General features: G+C 32.5%; 17 protein-coding genes. 11 read left to right on the top strand and 6 right to left on the bottom strand.

What is annotated here, in order from left to right; genetic code table 11:
- The first annotated feature begins 135 nt into the window (after positions 1-135).
- The 8 genes from pheA (at position 136) to EJ01_RS09685 (ending at position 7,792) form a co-directional block, all read left to right on the top strand.
- Complete coding sequence (gene pheA / locus EJ01_RS09720; protein ID WP_048082203.1) at positions 136-981, top strand: prephenate dehydratase; 846 nt, start codon at positions 136-138, stop codon at positions 979-981.
- 102 nt (positions 982-1,083) lie between these two features.
- Complete coding sequence (locus EJ01_RS09715; RefSeq protein ID WP_048082204.1) at positions 1,084-1,704, top strand: hypothetical protein; 621 nt, start codon at positions 1,084-1,086, stop codon at positions 1,702-1,704.
- Positions 1,705-1,935: 231 nt separating this feature from the next.
- Entirely contained in the window at positions 1,936-2,481 is a 546-nt protein-coding gene (locus tag EJ01_RS09710; RefSeq protein WP_048082205.1) for a PsbP-related protein, read from the top strand.
- A gap of 178 nt (positions 2,482-2,659) precedes the next feature.
- Complete coding sequence (locus tag EJ01_RS09705; RefSeq protein ID WP_048082206.1) at positions 2,660-3,226, top strand: PsbP-related protein; 567 nt, start codon at positions 2,660-2,662, stop codon at positions 3,224-3,226.
- Between the two features lie 139 nt (positions 3,227-3,365).
- Positions 3,366-4,067: a PsbP-related protein gene (locus EJ01_RS09700; protein WP_048082207.1), complete on the top strand. Its 702-nt coding sequence runs from the start codon at positions 3,366-3,368 to the stop codon at positions 4,065-4,067.
- 617 nt (positions 4,068-4,684) lie between these two features.
- Positions 4,685-5,182 carry a transcription elongation factor NusA gene (locus tag EJ01_RS09695; RefSeq protein ID WP_048082208.1) on the top strand — a complete coding sequence of 166 codons (498 nt, stop codon included), beginning with the start codon at positions 4,685-4,687 and terminating at the stop codon, positions 5,180-5,182.
- Positions 5,183-5,943: 761 nt separating this feature from the next.
- Positions 5,944-7,092 carry a bifunctional phosphopantothenoylcysteine decarboxylase/phosphopantothenate--cysteine ligase CoaBC gene (gene coaBC / locus EJ01_RS09690; RefSeq protein WP_048082209.1) on the top strand — a complete coding sequence of 383 codons (1,149 nt, stop codon included), beginning with the start codon at positions 5,944-5,946 and terminating at the stop codon, positions 7,090-7,092.
- A gap of 304 nt (positions 7,093-7,396) precedes the next feature.
- Complete coding sequence (locus tag EJ01_RS09685) at positions 7,397-7,792, top strand: hypothetical protein (protein ID WP_048082210.1); 396 nt, start codon at positions 7,397-7,399, stop codon at positions 7,790-7,792.
- Between the two features lie 169 nt (positions 7,793-7,961).
- Here EJ01_RS09685 and EJ01_RS09680 read toward each other — a convergent pair whose 3' ends face one another.
- Positions 7,962-8,264, bottom strand: coding sequence for a DUF3892 domain-containing protein (locus tag EJ01_RS09680; protein WP_048082211.1), 303 nt, complete (start codon positions 8,262-8,264; stop codon positions 7,962-7,964).
- 326 nt (positions 8,265-8,590) lie between these two features.
- Here EJ01_RS09680 and EJ01_RS09675 point away from each other — a divergent pair, with 326 nt between their 5' ends.
- Both EJ01_RS09675 and EJ01_RS09670 read left to right on the top strand, forming a co-directional pair.
- Positions 8,591-8,800 carry a helix-turn-helix transcriptional regulator gene (locus EJ01_RS09675; protein WP_245611190.1) on the top strand — a complete coding sequence of 70 codons (210 nt, stop codon included), beginning with the start codon at positions 8,591-8,593 and terminating at the stop codon, positions 8,798-8,800.
- A gap of 2 nt (positions 8,801-8,802) precedes the next feature.
- Positions 8,803-9,252: a DUF6773 family protein gene (locus EJ01_RS09670; RefSeq protein WP_048082213.1), complete on the top strand. Its 450-nt coding sequence runs from the start codon at positions 8,803-8,805 to the stop codon at positions 9,250-9,252.
- Between the two features lie 34 nt (positions 9,253-9,286).
- Here the strand turns inward: EJ01_RS09670 and EJ01_RS17530 are convergent, their stop codons facing one another.
- The 5 genes from EJ01_RS17530 to EJ01_RS09645 all read right to left on the bottom strand — a co-directional run bounded on the left by EJ01_RS17530 (position 9,287) and on the right by EJ01_RS09645 (position 13,856).
- Positions 9,287-9,430 (bottom strand): hypothetical protein, encoded by a 144-nt coding sequence (locus EJ01_RS17530; protein WP_169740457.1) that lies wholly within the window; start codon positions 9,428-9,430, stop codon positions 9,287-9,289.
- 449 nt (positions 9,431-9,879) lie between these two features.
- Positions 9,880-10,545 (bottom strand): fibrillarin-like rRNA/tRNA 2'-O-methyltransferase, encoded by a 666-nt coding sequence (locus tag EJ01_RS09660; RefSeq protein WP_048082215.1) that lies wholly within the window; start codon positions 10,543-10,545, stop codon positions 9,880-9,882.
- A 132-nt stretch (positions 10,546-10,677) separates the two neighbouring features.
- A complete protein-coding gene (locus EJ01_RS09655; protein ID WP_048082216.1) occupies positions 10,678-11,529 on the bottom strand; it encodes a CPBP family intramembrane glutamic endopeptidase in 852 nt (283 codons plus the stop codon).
- Positions 11,530-11,659: 130 nt separating this feature from the next.
- Complete coding sequence (locus tag EJ01_RS09650) at positions 11,660-12,505, bottom strand: CPBP family intramembrane glutamic endopeptidase (RefSeq protein ID WP_048082217.1); 846 nt, start codon at positions 12,503-12,505, stop codon at positions 11,660-11,662.
- A 139-nt stretch (positions 12,506-12,644) separates the two neighbouring features.
- Positions 12,645-13,856: an NOP5/NOP56 family protein gene (locus EJ01_RS09645; RefSeq protein ID WP_048082218.1), complete on the bottom strand. Its 1,212-nt coding sequence runs from the start codon at positions 13,854-13,856 to the stop codon at positions 12,645-12,647.
- A gap of 198 nt (positions 13,857-14,054) precedes the next feature.
- On the opposite strand from EJ01_RS09645, the gene EJ01_RS09640 reads away from it, so the two are divergent.
- Entirely contained in the window at positions 14,055-14,957 is a 903-nt protein-coding gene (locus EJ01_RS09640; RefSeq protein WP_048082219.1) for a dihydroorotate dehydrogenase, read from the top strand.
- Positions 14,958-14,983 lie beyond the last annotated feature (26 nt).

Below are 14,983 nucleotides of genomic sequence, written 5' to 3'. Positions count from 1 at the left end.
AAAAAAGTGAAAATCCTGTAAATTAATAAAAAAAAATAATTTCCAATTTTCACTAAAAAAAAGTGAAAATCTTGCAAATCTATTATACAAACTTTATGTTTAAACAAATTAATCATATGATTAAGGGATAAAATCATGTCAAACTCCAAAAAAACATACAAAATAGGTTTTTTAGGCCCATCTGGTTCATATGCAGAGGAAGCTGCATCTAAAATTCAGGGAGATCTTATAGCATTTGGCTCTATAATGGAAGTCATAGATGCTGTTGATCAAGATACCATTGATTTAGGAGTTGTTCCAATAGAAAACTCCATAGAGGGCCCTGTAGGCGTGACCCTTGATCTTCTTGCAAATGATTACGATCTAAAAATTAAAAATGAGATTATACTACCAATAAGCCATAATCTCCTTATAAATGAAGGATCATCTGCAGAAGATATAGAAATAGTATATTCTCATATGCAGGCGCTTTCACAGTGTCGTAAATTCATTGAAAAAATGGGTGCAAAACCAGTAGCAACTCCAAGCACATCTGGAGCTGCAGAAATGGTAAAAGGAAAGAAAAACGCCGCTGCAATTGGAACACGTAAAGCAGGAGAAATATATGGCCTTAAAATAGCCGCAGAAAACATACAAGATTTTGAAAATAATTCAACACGATTCGTTGTTGTAGCTAAAGAAGATCACGCCCCTACTGGCCATGATAAAACATCCATCGTATTTTCACTGATTGAAGATAAAGCAGGAGGATTATATGATGTCCTCGGCGAATTTGCAAAAAGAGATATAAATTTAACCAAAATTGAATCACGGCCTTCCAAGAAGAAACTGGGAACCTACATCTTTTTCATCGATTTGGAGGGACATAAAGAGGATGATGACGTAAAGAACATTTTAGATACCATAAAAATAAATACCATGAAAACAAAAATATCATACATAAAGCTATTAGGTTCATACCCCATTGAAGATAATGATTAAAATAATAGTTTGAAAATAAATTATTAGGACAGTATAACAATAAAATAAATGATCAAAAATAAATCTTAAAAATAATTTTTAAGGGTCATATCCTGAAAGGAGATGATTGAAATAAGTCTTGAAAAGGAAAGAATCATAAAAAGCCTTAAAGAACTTGAAAAAGAGTATAACAAAGGCAATATACCAAAAAGCCATTATGACTTCCAAAAGAGGAAACTAACAGAGCAGCTTGAAGCATTTAATGTTGCAGATAGGGTGCGAAAACTACAGGGTAAAGAGACTACAGATGTAACTAACGAAGAAACAAGCAGTGAGGATGAAAATGGAGAATTATTTAAAAAGTTCATTACACCTCCAGGTCTTAAGGAAAAGAACATAAAACCAAATGGAAGATCAGTAAGCACCAAAATTGGAATAGGGGTTTTAGTTGCAGCATTCTTTATAGGTATTGTATTTGGAATATACGGGTTTATTCCCCAACAGGTATCCAGTTCGTCCTTGTATACAAATGATACTGCATTTCCCCCTTTTGCCAATAATTCAACAAATGTCACTAACATGACAAACAGTACAAACACTACCAAAAATATAACCAAGACCACAAATACTACTAAGACCACTAATAAAACAACTACTAAAAAGAACAGCACCAATACAAAAAAGAACAGTACAAAAACAACTGATGACGATATTAACGACATTATAAATTATTATGGGTATTAATTAGCACGTATGAAGCTTTAATATTACCCCAATTTTCTTATTTTTTATTAAATACTTAAAAAGGACTAATTTTAATTTATTTTGCTTAAATTATAACTAATAAGATATTTTTAACTTAAATAAAGTAAAATATAGTGAAAACTTTTATATATCTCCTCTTTGCTCCAATAAAAGAAATAGAAAACTATATATTTAATTTTCAAAATGATAATAATAGAAGAGGTTGATAAATTGAAAAAATATTTGCTTGCAATAATTCTTTTACTATCTATAGTTCTAATATCTGGATGTACCACTTCTGGGAACCAAACAACGACTAATACATCTACAGGCATGAAATCATATAATGGAGACCAGTTTAATTTCAATTATCCTTCCAACTGGCAGATAATAACAAGTCAAGCCCAAAACAGTACCATTGCAGTCGGAGACCCGACTTCAGCAGACAACAGCGGAAATGTTCAGGTAAACGTTGAAATCCAAACCGCAGTTAAACCATCAAACGTAACAATACAAGATTACTACAATTCAACATATGCTCAATTTGCTGCTCAAAATTTAGGCTATAAACAGTTATCAGACGGGACCATTACTGTAGGCGGGAAAACTGCTCTTGAAAATGTTTATATATTAAGTTCAGTATCTAAAGAGCAAAGAGCAGTATGGATTCAAAATGGAAATACTATCTATATAATACTATGCAGTGCTCCTATTTCACAATATAATAATCAACAAGATACATTTAACACTATAATCAACAGCTTTAAGTTAGTTTAGCAATATAAGAGCAAAATAACTTAATTTTTCTATTTAAACATAACTTATTCTCTTTTTATAAATTAAATTTTAAACAAAAGTAACTTTAACCAGTCAACACAATTAATGTATATCATAATTATGACAGTAAATTAAAAGCTATAAGCTTTAAGTTTAATCAAGTAGACTCGGTGATAAATTGAAAAAATACATGTTTGCGATAATTCTTATAATTGCAGTGATTTTATCTGTAGTTGTAACATTTGAATATGTAACCAATGCAAATCAAACATTAAACCAAACATCCCCTTCTATTCCAACAAAAACATATTCTGCAAATGGAATTTCTTTTAATTACTCTGCGGACTGGGAAGAAGGTAATAAAACAGGCCAATATTTAATTGCCTATGTTAAAGATCCCAAGCTGAACAGTTCAGATGGTAAACCTGGAGCTGTAGTAGAAGTTATGAAAAGGACATCCAATGGTGTTCCATTAAAGAGATTTTATGATGACGTTAAAGGGGAAGCGTCAAATGTGCCGGGTTATGGAGTGATGTCAGAGACAACAACTACAGTAGATAATGTAACAGCTTACGAATTTACAGCCAGAGCAATGGACAGTAATGTTGAAGAACAGTTTGATATAGTTCTTTTTGAAAAGAAAGGATTTGTATACATGATAGCATGTGGAACGCGAGCTCCAACATATTTAAGTGATGAAGAGGAAAATTTTGATATAATAATTAATAGTTTTAAAGTACAATGATTTAATTTGATTTTAAACTATAATTATCCATTTTTTAATGATTTATCCTTATTTTTAGGCATATTACCTCCTCTTTGAAAAGAAAAACTATATTAGTCTGTTTTTTAGATGATACTACATAGAACAAATGAGGTAGTCGATGAACGGTCCATTGAGAAAGGGTAAAGATAAAAGTAATAATTTACTAAGCGGCTCACAACAAAGGTATAAAAATAAAAGCCGTAACCCATTTAAGGGTCCATATAAGGAAGAAGCATTTGCAATTAGTCTTGCAATTCTTATAGCGCTTCTGGTACTTTTAGTAACCCATGTATCAACTGGAAGTAATGAGCAGATTCAACAGGCCAACCAATCAGTTAACCAAACAACTGAAATACCCACAAAAATCTACTCAGCTGGAGGAATATCACTCCAATATCCTTCTTCATGGAACATTACAACTGATGAAATCAATGCAACCAATACACAGATTGTAATTCAGGACCCTACTTCAGCGAATAATCCTCAAAGCACACAGATCGCGGCTTTTACCATATTTAAAGTGCAAAATGATGGATCTGAAACATTAGAACAGAGAAAAGATAGTTTTATCCAAAGTTTTACAAATTCTGGCGCCAATATAGCACTTACAAATACTTCAAATGTTACTGTAAGTGGTATAAATGCTACAGAAGCTGTATACACAGGAAATGACCCAAAGTACAATAAAATACAATTAAAAGTAATATATCTCGAACAAAATGGTATTTTTTATATACTGGGATTCTTTACCAAAGGAATAGATTTACAAAGTCAAGATCAGTACTTCAACATAATATTAAATAGTTTTAAAATCCAGTAATTATTTTATTAAGTGGACATTTCTCAAATATGCTTTCGAATTTCCATTACATTTTTTCTATTTCAAGCCATCCAGTTAAATAAAGCCATCCAATTACTCTTATTTTTAGCATATCCTTTTTGAGTGTTATTAAATGAATTATTTAAAATCATATTTAATACAGCGATTATGTACAAAGAGAAAGGGTTTTAAATCAGGTCTTTATATAGATGTACAATATATATTAATGAATAGAATACAATATATTTCTGGTATTATATTTGACAGAGAGAAAAACCTAAGGGCTACCATAAAAACTGCTTTTTATTTTAGTTGCACCCTAAAATGAAAAATATAACAGTTATACCAAAGAGTGATATAACCATATAATAAATTTTAGGAAATTAAAGGGAGCAATATTAAAAAATACACTGGTAGTATATGTTATTTGCTAAATAAAAGGTCAATAGACCTATTAAGGTTAAATCTGTAATATATATAATTTTTTAAAGTTATCAATTCCAGTAAAATCAACAAGGTTTTACTGCGGCGAATCAGAATTCGCCAACCCTCAAAAATAGGTTTTTGAGGCATGAAAATCAAATTGGTTTTCAAAGAAACAGAAGGAGGAATAGAAAATGGTATTGCCAATATGCGATGTCTGCTTAAAAAGTGGAATGTTATGTCAGGGGTGTGAAAACAAGTTAAAAAGTGGTGAAATAACCCAGCTGGATTTAGACATTGCAAAATTACTTTACAAACTTGGAGAAGGCACAATAGGCTTTAAAAAGACTATTGAAATAGGAGATGTTGTTATAATAGTAACAGAGAAAGACCAAGTTGGTAAAATCATAGGCAAAAGTGGAAAAATAGTAAGAGCAATATCAAAGAAAATAGGGAAGAAAGTAAGAGTTATAGGAGAAGGCTCTGACTTTAAAGAAGTGGCAAAGGATATTTTAGCCCCTGCAAGGATCTCGGGAATTAACATAGTCTATGGAACTGATGGAGAAGAAAAATACAAAATTAGGGTCATGAGAGAAGATTCAAGAAGACTTCCTGCAAGATTAGATCTACTAAACGATATCATGAACCAGCTAACCCACGAAAAAACTGTTATTGTTATTGATGACCTCTAAAATCTTTGATTTTAGTGGTTCGAAAAATGCGAAGCATGCAAAATTCAGTGAATTTTGCGTGTCAAAATTGAAAATTTTGACAACATTTTTCTCAACCTTTAAAAATTCTACGAATTTTTAAGACCCTCGAATACAAAGTATTCGGGGCATCGAAAGCTGTCAAAATCTTCGATTTTGACGCTACAAAAACATAGTTTTTGTTGGCTCTGCTTTCGAATGTTACAAAATCATAGATTTTGTAAACCTCTAAAATCTGTCAAAATCCTCAAAAAATTCTATGAATTTTTTGGGACATTTAAACGCAAAGCGTTTGATGTTTACGAAACTTCAGTTTCGTAACAACGAAAAATGAAATTTTTCGTATGCATCGGAAATCTATGATTTCCGAAAGGTTAGAAAATATACAGTATTTTCTAAAATTCAAAGAATTTTGACGTTGAAGGAAAATCTATGTTTTCCTGAACCGCAAAACGTAGCTTGCAAATCTACGATTTGCGCTCCAAAACCGAAGGTTTTGAGAGTTTTGCAGGCCACAAATCAAAAGATTTGTAGGCTTTGATTTTAGTGGCCGCCGAAATCTTCGATTTCGATAGTTTTTCACGGTTGCAAATCGAGATTTTAAGGTTATCAACTAACCTTTAAATTGCTCTTAAATCCAATAATTTTTTTTAGATATTTATTACTACAAACTGGCTTTAAAGCCAGCATATTTATTATACCTATAACTAATTTACTTTAAACTCAATGTGTAGATGATATATATGGAAATCGTGCTTTGTGTTACAGGAAGTATAGCTGCTATAGAATCCATTAAACTTGCAAGAGAACTTGCAAGACACGGAATTAATGTAAAATGCTTCATGAGCGATGGTGCATGTGAAATAATCCACCCCTACGCCATGGAATTTGCAACAGGCCAGGACGTTGTTACCAAAATTACAGGCAAAATAGAGCATGTTAAATATGCTAATGCTGACTTAATTCTGGTTGCTCCTGCTACTGCCAACGTAATAAGTAAATTTACCTATAAAATTGCAGATAACCCCATTAACACCCTTTTAATCACAGCCCTTGGGTATAATACGCCCATCTTAATGGTTCCATCCATGCATAATTCCATGTATAAAGCCGTAAAAGAAAACATTGAAACTCTTAAAGGTGAAGGAATTACATTTGTAAAGCCTAAAGTTGAAGAGAAAAAGGCCAAATTTCCAGATATTAATGATATCGTTCTTCATGTGCTTAGAGAGACATCTAAAGGAGACCTTCAGGGCAAAAAAGTGCTTGTAAGTGCTGGTTCTACCTATGAAAAGATCGATGAAGTCAGGGGCATTACAAATAGAAGTTCCGGTAAAATGGGAATTGAAATCGCCAAAGAAGCCTTTATCAGGGGCGCCGAGGTTACACTTATAAAAGGCCAGATGACTGCAGATGTGCCCCATGTATTTGACGTTGTTGAAGTCGAATCATCATCCCAAATGCACTATGCAGTGTCGAAATTAGCCTTTAAAAGCGATGTGTTTGTTTCTTCTGCTGCAGTTTCCGACTTCAAAGTTAAAAACACAGAAGCAGCTAAAATCTCATCAGATACCGACATAACAATAGAACTTGAACGGACCCCTAAAATATTAAATGAAGTTAAGGAAATCAACCCTGACATTTTTCTTGTCGGGTTTAAAGCTGTTCACAACCTGTCTGATGAAGAACTGCTCAATGCTGCAAAGAAAAGGATGTTAGAATCTGATGCAGACCTCATGGTTGCAAACGATGTTGCAGTGGAAGGTGCGGGATTTGGATCTGACGATAATCAGGTCGTTTTGATGGATGATGAGATCATCGAGATATCTTTGAGCCCTAAGCGGGAAATTGCAAAGCGGATTATCGACAGGATCATTAGCAAAAGCTTATAATTCCTACTTTTTTTGAACTTTTGATTTTTTTTGTTTTAATGACTGTTAAAAAATCTTAATTTACGAAAAACTGTTTTCAATATACTGATTATATGTTCAAATTTTTTATTATAGAATAAAATAACTAAAGAAAGTATTAAATATTACATTTAAGCTACAATGAAATAACTGGTATTGAATAACTGGAAGATGAAAAATTTAAAGCTATGAATCTTAATAGTAAAATAAGTGCAAATAGCCTTCCAGTTAATGGAAATAAATTATTAAAACAACATTTTAATGATTTAAAACAGGAAGGTACTAAATGATCCAGAATGTAACAGTCACAATGACTTCATCAGGGACAGGCATATTATGGCTCTTTTTGCTGACACTCTTGGTGAGTTTTATGGTTTCTCACATAAAATGTAAAAACTACAACTGTTCAATTAAATACGGCCTGTTAATCAGCATTATTATGGCAATTATTTATATTGTGATATTTATTTGGACAATGCCTGCATTTCCTCCAGAAATAAAGAACACACCTTTATTTAACCTGATTTTAGTGGCGGTTCTAATAATCATAGCAGTGATTCCAAATATAGTTATAGGAGTTATAGGCGGTTTATTTGCAGTGTTTTTGAAAAATGCTCCGAAATCTAAAGGAATAACAAGTAAAGAAATCTCTAAAAAGCTTAAAAAAAGAAAAGCAAAATAAATCTTTATTTCCAATATTTAAAAAAATAAACCAGGATAATTCTTAATCTCATTTTTTCCCTATAGTCAATCATAGTCCACAAAGACTACATCTGCGGCAAAACTATTTGATAGAAACAATTTTAAGATAGATTAAATTAAAAAAAACGCAATTACCTGATTACAATCCATTAAAACCTGGGAAGATTATCCAAATTGTCCCGCGCAGTACTGTCTTTAACTGTCTTGATGTAGTCAGTTCCACCAACATCATCGATTACAACTTTAGATCCCATAACCCATTGACCTTGATCATTGTCAATGAGCGTTATAAGCTCAAAATTCATTCTTAACGCTGCAATAACGTCCCTTCGAGGCCATATTTCAGAGTTATCCACTTTACCTTTATTATTTTTATGAACCCTCACCTGATCGATGCGGGTTTCTCCATCATACCTGACGGCAGATATACCATAGTCACCCCATTCTGTCATTTAATCATCCTTCTTTTTATGTTTTAGTTAATACTACTTGTATTAGATAAATAATAATATTTATTATTTGCTACTATAATCAAATAGAAAGAATTAAGGTATATCATTATAAATAAATTAATATTGCAATTTGTAAATTTATTATTTTAAAAATTATTTAATTGAAAATCTAAGAAGAACATATAACTGCTTATTTTGCTTTAAAATGGACAATACATTATCAATACATCCCTTAAAAAAATCTAAACTTAAATTAATTAACCGCAGCTTTTATATATTGCAATATATAATTAGTATTATGCAACATATATATTGCGTGATGATGGTTGGAGGCAAAATGTATGAAAAATAAGAGGATGAAAATTGCAAGAGTTGAAAAAGATCTATCACAGGAGCAGCTTGCAGAACTTGTTGGAGTTGCAAGGCAAACAATAGGACTTATAGAACTAGGAAAGTATAATCCATCATTGAATTTATGTGTTGCTATTTGTAAAGCTTTAGAAAAAACATTGAATGATTTATTTTGGGAGGAATAACCATGAAAGCAGTTAAAGATGAAAGAATTGAAAAAATAGAAAATAAATATGGAGCACATGCTTTTATAATAATATCTGCATTATTAATTTCATCCGCACTATTCAAATCACTTATCTTAAATTTACCATTTAAAGAGTATCTCACAGAAACCATTATATTCTTAATAGGAATAGGATATTATGCAATTAGAACTGCAAATGCAGGTTTATTCCATACGGTCAAAGAAAGCAAAATATATATTATTATCTCCTTTACTGTAACTTCTGTCGTTTTTGGTGTTTTAATAGGACTTATAAATATGTTCAGGTATCAAAACGGACAGTTTAATTGGCTAACAATGGCCAGCATGTCACTTTTAGCAGTAGAAGCATTTATTCTTATATCAGCTGCATGGGCAGTTTTTGAATGGTTATCTAAAAGAGGAGAACAAAAACAGTTTAATGAAAATTAGAGGGGAATTCTAAGAAATAAAATAAATCATTAAATTATTCTTCCTCATCCTCACATTCCTCAATTACAAGGGCGCCCTGATATCCACAATCATAGCACTCCCACATGGACCACATCTGTGGTAAAACCCATTTTATATTCCTAGAGCCGCATTTAGGGCATTTCTTAATTTTTCTCATTTTCAACCTCCAAAAATATTGAAACTATCGAAAATCGAAGATTTTCGTATGCCCCCAAAAATTCATAGAATTTTTGAGGGATATTTTTGGGCCGTCGAACACATAGTGTTCGGGCATTCGAAATCGAAGCCTACAAAAATCGAAGATTTTTGTGGCGTCAAAATTCTACGAATTTTGACAGATTTTCGAAAGGTTCAGAAAATACTACGTATTTTCTTCAACCTCCCAAATTTTTGGATGTTCAGAAAATTCCTGATTTTCCTCAACCTCAAAAATTTAATAAAAATTTTTAGATGCTCGGAAAATTCCTGATTTTCCTCAACCTCAAAAATTTAATAAAAATTTTTAGATGCTCGGAAAATTCCTGATTTTCCTCGACTCGATCCATAATAATTATTTTACATTTTTTATGTAATCATATAATTAATAAATTGGGGGGGGAGTATATCCTAAAAACTGAATTCACAGACAAAAGCCATGTGGTCCTTTTCATAGGGTTCGAGATTAATTTTCTCGATTACTCTAAAACCTGCCGTTTTCAATTTAGATTCTTCCTCTTTAAAAATTTTCTTTGGAGACTTGATTACATCTATACTCCTTGCTTTTATCATTAAAATCCCAATTCCGTCTTCTTTTAAAAACAAACGCATGTTGTCCATGAATAGTTCAGATTGTTTAGGCTGGGCCACATCAGAGTACACCACGTCAACTTTTTGAACCAGGTTCATGTAATTTTTTGGCTTTGTAGCATCGTCCAGAATTGGAACCATATTCTGGCGCTGCCTGCAGACCTCTGCCAGATCCCGCATCATTCTAGGTGAAAATTCCACACAGTATATCAACCCATCTTTTGATACGTCTGAAATATGTGAAGGAGTTGTACCTGCTGATGCGCCTAAATACAGCATTTTTGAGTCTTCTTTAAATGGAAATGTTTCTAAACCATTTAAAATTGCAGCTCCAAGCTTTGAACGCCTTGGATCCCATATTCTATATTCCTTATCCTTGATTTCGACTAACCTTTCCCCATAAACTTTAATTCCACAATTAAGGTTTTCCGTTGCGATATGGCCGTCTGTTTCATAAACGCCGGGTAATATTTGAGTAATTTCCATTTTATTCCTCGATTTATCTTGATTTTAGATTAAATTAATTTGATATTATTTAATTAAAAATTTATTTTACATATCCTCGATTATATTATCTATTAAATCTGTGATTATATGTTTTCTTTTAATGAGTTAATATTATTCTTCATATTTCCGGAAGTAAGGAGGTACCCAGTACCTTTTGGGAAAGTTGTGGTACAGATAATAGATAATTATTATGCCTGAAAATAATGTTAAAAACAGAGCTAACCCTACATTAGGGACATGTGTAACAGTACCTGTTGTTGCGGCCTTTGGAGCAATATTACCCAGCATTTCCATCCCAAAGGCTACGCAATTATTTAACATGTGGCAGAAAATTGGCACTAATATTGTACCAGTTTTAAGGTAAAGAATGCACATTACAAGGCCAAAAAGAAAAGCACCCAGGATGTCTGCATGCAAAATTCCAAAAATAAATGAAGAAGCCAATACAGCAGTCCTGATACCCCATTTAATTGTGAAACGGTGCAATAAAAATCCCCTAAATAAAAATTCCTCTACAATTGGAGCTATTATAACTCCAATAAAGAATTCCATAAAGTTTAAAAGTGGAGCAATCGGACTATCCTTTGCTGTGTAAAATGTACTTGTACCTGGAACATATGAGAGTACAGCAGGGTTTAAAGTGGATAAAAGATACATACGAAGTTCATTTAATCCCACAGAAAGGATAATAATAGCAAATACAATTCCAATTACTTCCAACCAGTTACAGTCAGCGGGAATAAACCCAATAAATTTTTTATAATCAATGCTGTATTTTTTGATATTTCTTAAGATCCAGAATGAAATTACTGCATAAAAATAGAATCCAAATATTACACTCTTTTCAGGAGATCCAATGCCCTTAAACTTGCCTAAAACAATAAAAAATAGAATCATACCTATTATTATCAATAAAGCTATGTATCTTACCTTTATAAAATTGAAAACAGTTTCATTAGCCATGCAGTATTCGCTCCTTCTTTAAAAGAAGATTTAAATTATTATAAATAATTATTAACAAGCTTTATTTGTTTTTAGTATTTAAATTAAATGGAAAAATAGATTTGCTTTAAAATGTTATGATTATCGGAAATCAGGCAAAATATGGGAGCTTTGTGTCCTTTTTAGGCCAGTTTTTACAGACAAAATAAATTACAATAGGCACAGTCACTAAAAGTAGTATTAAAGCATATAATATACCTGACTGAAATTGGGCAACTGTAGTTGCAGTTTCACTTTCACCCAGCAGGATTCCGATAAATGAAAGTCCAAAAGCCAGTCCATTGTTCAAAATATGGCATGCAATAGGAACTAAAAGGGTTCTGGTGTTTATATAAAGTAGAGACATGAAGATACCAAAGACAAATGCCCCTAAAATATCGCCATGTAAAATTCCAAATATAAATGATGATATCAGTACTCCTGCTGTAGTACCCCATTTTACAGCAAGTCTCTGCAGAATAACACCTCTAAATAAAAATTCTTCCACAACTGGAGCCACCAATACCGTAATTAGCACGATCAAAAAATTATATGCAAGTGGAGATGTTGTATCTGCCGTTGTATAAAAACTGGTTTCATTTAAAACCCCATTTACATATGAAGGGGCAATAAATGACAGTGGATAATATAGAAGCCAGAATGTTCCCACTGAGAAAAGTATAAGTAAAGCAACGATACCTAAAATCCACCACCATTTATAATCAGGGGGAAATTTTCCAATGATTTTTTTATAATCTACGTGAAATGATTTAAATTTCCACATAATCCAGACTACAATTATTGCATAGAACAGGATCATTAAGATTATATCACCCAGTGGGCCATCAAGTTCAGGACCCCTAGTTCCCATGATTATAATGATTACTATTAGACTTAAAACCATCCAGAAGGCTAAACTTCTAAGTTTAACACTATCAAAAGCGTTTCTAGTTTCCATTTAGCCTCCCATGATTAGACTTGTAATATTAACATGTTATACTATGTAATTTACGTAGTTAAAGTATTCAATTTTAATATTTTTTTTAGGCATCCACAATTAATTTAAAATTATCCAATTAAGATATAAAAGTTTAGTTTTAATAGTAATCTTTGACTTTTTTCTTATATTTTTCCCTTTTTTTCTTCTTTTTCTTCCCTTTATCTTTTTTCTTATCTTCTTTTGATTTAGTAGACCGTGGAGGGAATGGATGTTCCTTTTTAATGGATTCAAGTTTCTTCTCAAAATCTTCTTTTAGATTAGGGTCCAGTTCACCTGAATAAACATCTTTTCTAACTGCAAGAGATATTTTAGCTGCCAGTGCTCTTGCAATTTTCCCTTTGAGCCACCATCTGGCGCTTCTAATTTCAGGATGCTGATATATAAGTCCATGCTTAGGAGGTCTCTCTCCAGTTTTTTTATGCCTGAAAAGTGCTTTTTCTGCACCCATAATCTGAATAGTGCTTGATGGAAGTAATGCTAATTTTTCAATGCCGCCAATGTGAGCTATCAATTTTGCACCAAGTGATGAACCAAGTAGATTGCTTAAATTTGGGGCAATTTCACTCATTTTTTGATCCACATAATCCGTGAGGGATTTTTTGGTATCCTGAAGCGATTTTACAGAGCCTGCAAATCCCTGAAGCACTTCAAGATCATGGCCTTCCATTTCAGTCCCGGTGCTTTGACTTGATATTTTTATCTCATCTAAAAGTTCATTTTCAATTATAGTATTTCTGTCACCGTATTCTGCAATTAATTTAACATATTTTTCATTATTTTTTATTTTATCAAGCTCGGGGAAGTTAAGTGCATGCCATTCCCTTAGTCTTTCGATTAATTTACCGGTGGCTTCGTCAATTTCATCTATTGCATTTATAGCCTGAATTAAAAACATGTCCCGCGCTTTTGATGCTTCTTTAAGTTTGTAATTTGTAAGTTCTAAAGATATGCTGTGTAAAACCTGATTTAAATCATCCTCAGAATCTATAAATCCAACTTCCTTTAAAACAGGGGCCATATTTGACCTTAAAAACTCTCCCCCAGTGTTTGGAGTTTCAAATTTAAACTTGGACGCTCCTTTTAAATTATTATAATTTGAAATATTCAGGTTTGTTTCTATTATAATTGAATCACAATTTTTAACATTCCTTTTAAGTATAGCTTCCTCTTCACGGGTTAAATTACCACTACTGACTTCAATTTGTCTTTTTATCAGATCCCTTTTTGGGAAAAGTTCATAATCCATAAGGTTAAAATCTTCATCCAAGATAATAAAACCCACAAAACAACTTGTAAGATAACATTTCATAGAATTAATCTGATCCTAAAATGTTTTAAAGTTTCTTTCCACCTTTTAAAAAAAGGTGGATCAAAACTCCTTACACGACTATGAAAAACCAAATTTTATACATAATAAATTAAAAACCTATACCAACAGTTATTCTAAAAGTTAATCAAATCATAAATTTTCTCCATTAATCAAAAAAAACTTTTTAAGGTAATTAATATGTTAGAAGTTGAACTATGTGACATAAAGATGAAAAATCCAACAATGCTGGCAGCAGGCGTGCTTGGAAGTACCGCAGCCTCACTTAACTGGGCAGCAAGAAGTGGTGCAGGGGCTGTTGTAACAAAATCTTTCGGTTTACATCCAAACAAAGGTTATGTTAACCCCACAACCGTTGAAGTTACAGGCGGTATTATAAATGCCATAGGACTTTCAAATCCAGGCGTAGATGCATTTTACGGAGAATTAGAGAAAATTGAAAAAACAACACCAACAATCGCTTCTATCTATGGTCCATCTGCCGAAGAATTCTCACAAATTGCAGCTAAAGTGGAAAATCTGGTGGATATAATTGAATTAAATGTCTCATGTCCACATGCCCAAAAGGGGTGCGGCGCTTCAATAGGTGCAGACCCAGAACTAACAGGAGAAATAGTAAAAGCTGTTAAAAATGCTGTGGAAATCCCAGTAATTGCAAAATTAACACCTAATGTTACAGATATTGTTGAAATTGCGTTAAGTGCTGAAAAAGCAGGCTGTGATGGGCTTACACTCATAAATTCACTCGGTCCTGGAATGAAAATAGATCTAGATACTGCAAATCCTATTCTCTCAAACAAATTTGGAGGATTATCAGGCCCTGCCATAAAACCAGTTGCACTTAGGTGCGTCTTTGATGTGTATGATGCAGTTGAAATTCCAGTAGTTGGAGTAGGCGGTATATCAGATTATAGAGACGCTGTAGAATTTATATTTGCCGGTGCAAGGTGCGTTCAAATTGGTACCTCCATTATGTATAAAGGACTGGATATTTTCAAAGAGATCACCGACGGGATGAAAAAATTCATGTACAACAAAGGATATGAATCCATAGATGAAATGGTGGGAATAGCCCACAAGTAATTCAAAAATAAAATTAACAGATTATT

The organism is Methanobacterium veterum (genome assembly GCF_000745485.1).
Lineage (GTDB): Archaea > Methanobacteriota > Methanobacteria > Methanobacteriales > Methanobacteriaceae > Methanobacterium_D > Methanobacterium_D veterum.
Note: the sequence above shows the minus strand (reverse complement) of the source record. Positions and strands in the feature narration are given on the sequence as shown.

What these genes read in the sequence shown, in the direction of transcription:
- EJ01_RS09695 (WP_048082208.1), top strand. Translation starts at nt 4,685, where the DNA reads ATGGTATTGCCAATATGCGATGTCTGCTTAAAAAGTGGAATGTTATGT.
- EJ01_RS09685 (WP_048082210.1), top strand. Translation starts at nt 7,397, where the DNA reads ATGATCCAGAATGTAACAGTCACAATGACTTCATCAGGGACAGGCATA.
- EJ01_RS09715 (WP_048082204.1), top strand. Translation starts at nt 1,084, where the DNA reads ATGATTGAAATAAGTCTTGAAAAGGAAAGAATCATAAAAAGCCTTAAA.
- pheA (WP_048082203.1), top strand. Translation starts at nt 136, where the DNA reads ATGTCAAACTCCAAAAAAACATACAAAATAGGTTTTTTAGGCCCATCT.
- EJ01_RS09670 (WP_048082213.1), top strand. Translation starts at nt 8,803, where the DNA reads ATGAAAGCAGTTAAAGATGAAAGAATTGAAAAAATAGAAAATAAATAT.
- EJ01_RS09655 (WP_048082216.1), bottom strand. Translation starts at nt 11,529, where the DNA reads ATGGCTAATGAAACTGTTTTCAATTTTATAAAGGTAAGATACATAGCT.
- EJ01_RS09645 (WP_048082218.1), bottom strand. Translation starts at nt 13,856, where the DNA reads ATGAAATGTTATCTTACAAGTTGTTTTGTGGGTTTTATTATCTTGGAT.
- EJ01_RS09650 (WP_048082217.1), bottom strand. Translation starts at nt 12,505, where the DNA reads ATGGAAACTAGAAACGCTTTTGATAGTGTTAAACTTAGAAGTTTAGCC.
- EJ01_RS17530 (WP_169740457.1), bottom strand. Translation starts at nt 9,430, where the DNA reads ATGAGAAAAATTAAGAAATGCCCTAAATGCGGCTCTAGGAATATAAAA.
- EJ01_RS09660 (WP_048082215.1), bottom strand. Translation starts at nt 10,545, where the DNA reads ATGGAAATTACTCAAATATTACCCGGCGTTTATGAAACAGACGGCCAT.
- coaBC (WP_048082209.1), top strand. Translation starts at nt 5,944, where the DNA reads ATGGAAATCGTGCTTTGTGTTACAGGAAGTATAGCTGCTATAGAATCC.
- EJ01_RS09640 (WP_048082219.1), top strand. Translation starts at nt 14,055, where the DNA reads ATGTTAGAAGTTGAACTATGTGACATAAAGATGAAAAATCCAACAATG.
- EJ01_RS09680 (WP_048082211.1), bottom strand. Translation starts at nt 8,264, where the DNA reads ATGACAGAATGGGGTGACTATGGTATATCTGCCGTCAGGTATGATGGA.
- EJ01_RS09700 (WP_048082207.1), top strand. Translation starts at nt 3,366, where the DNA reads ATGAACGGTCCATTGAGAAAGGGTAAAGATAAAAGTAATAATTTACTA.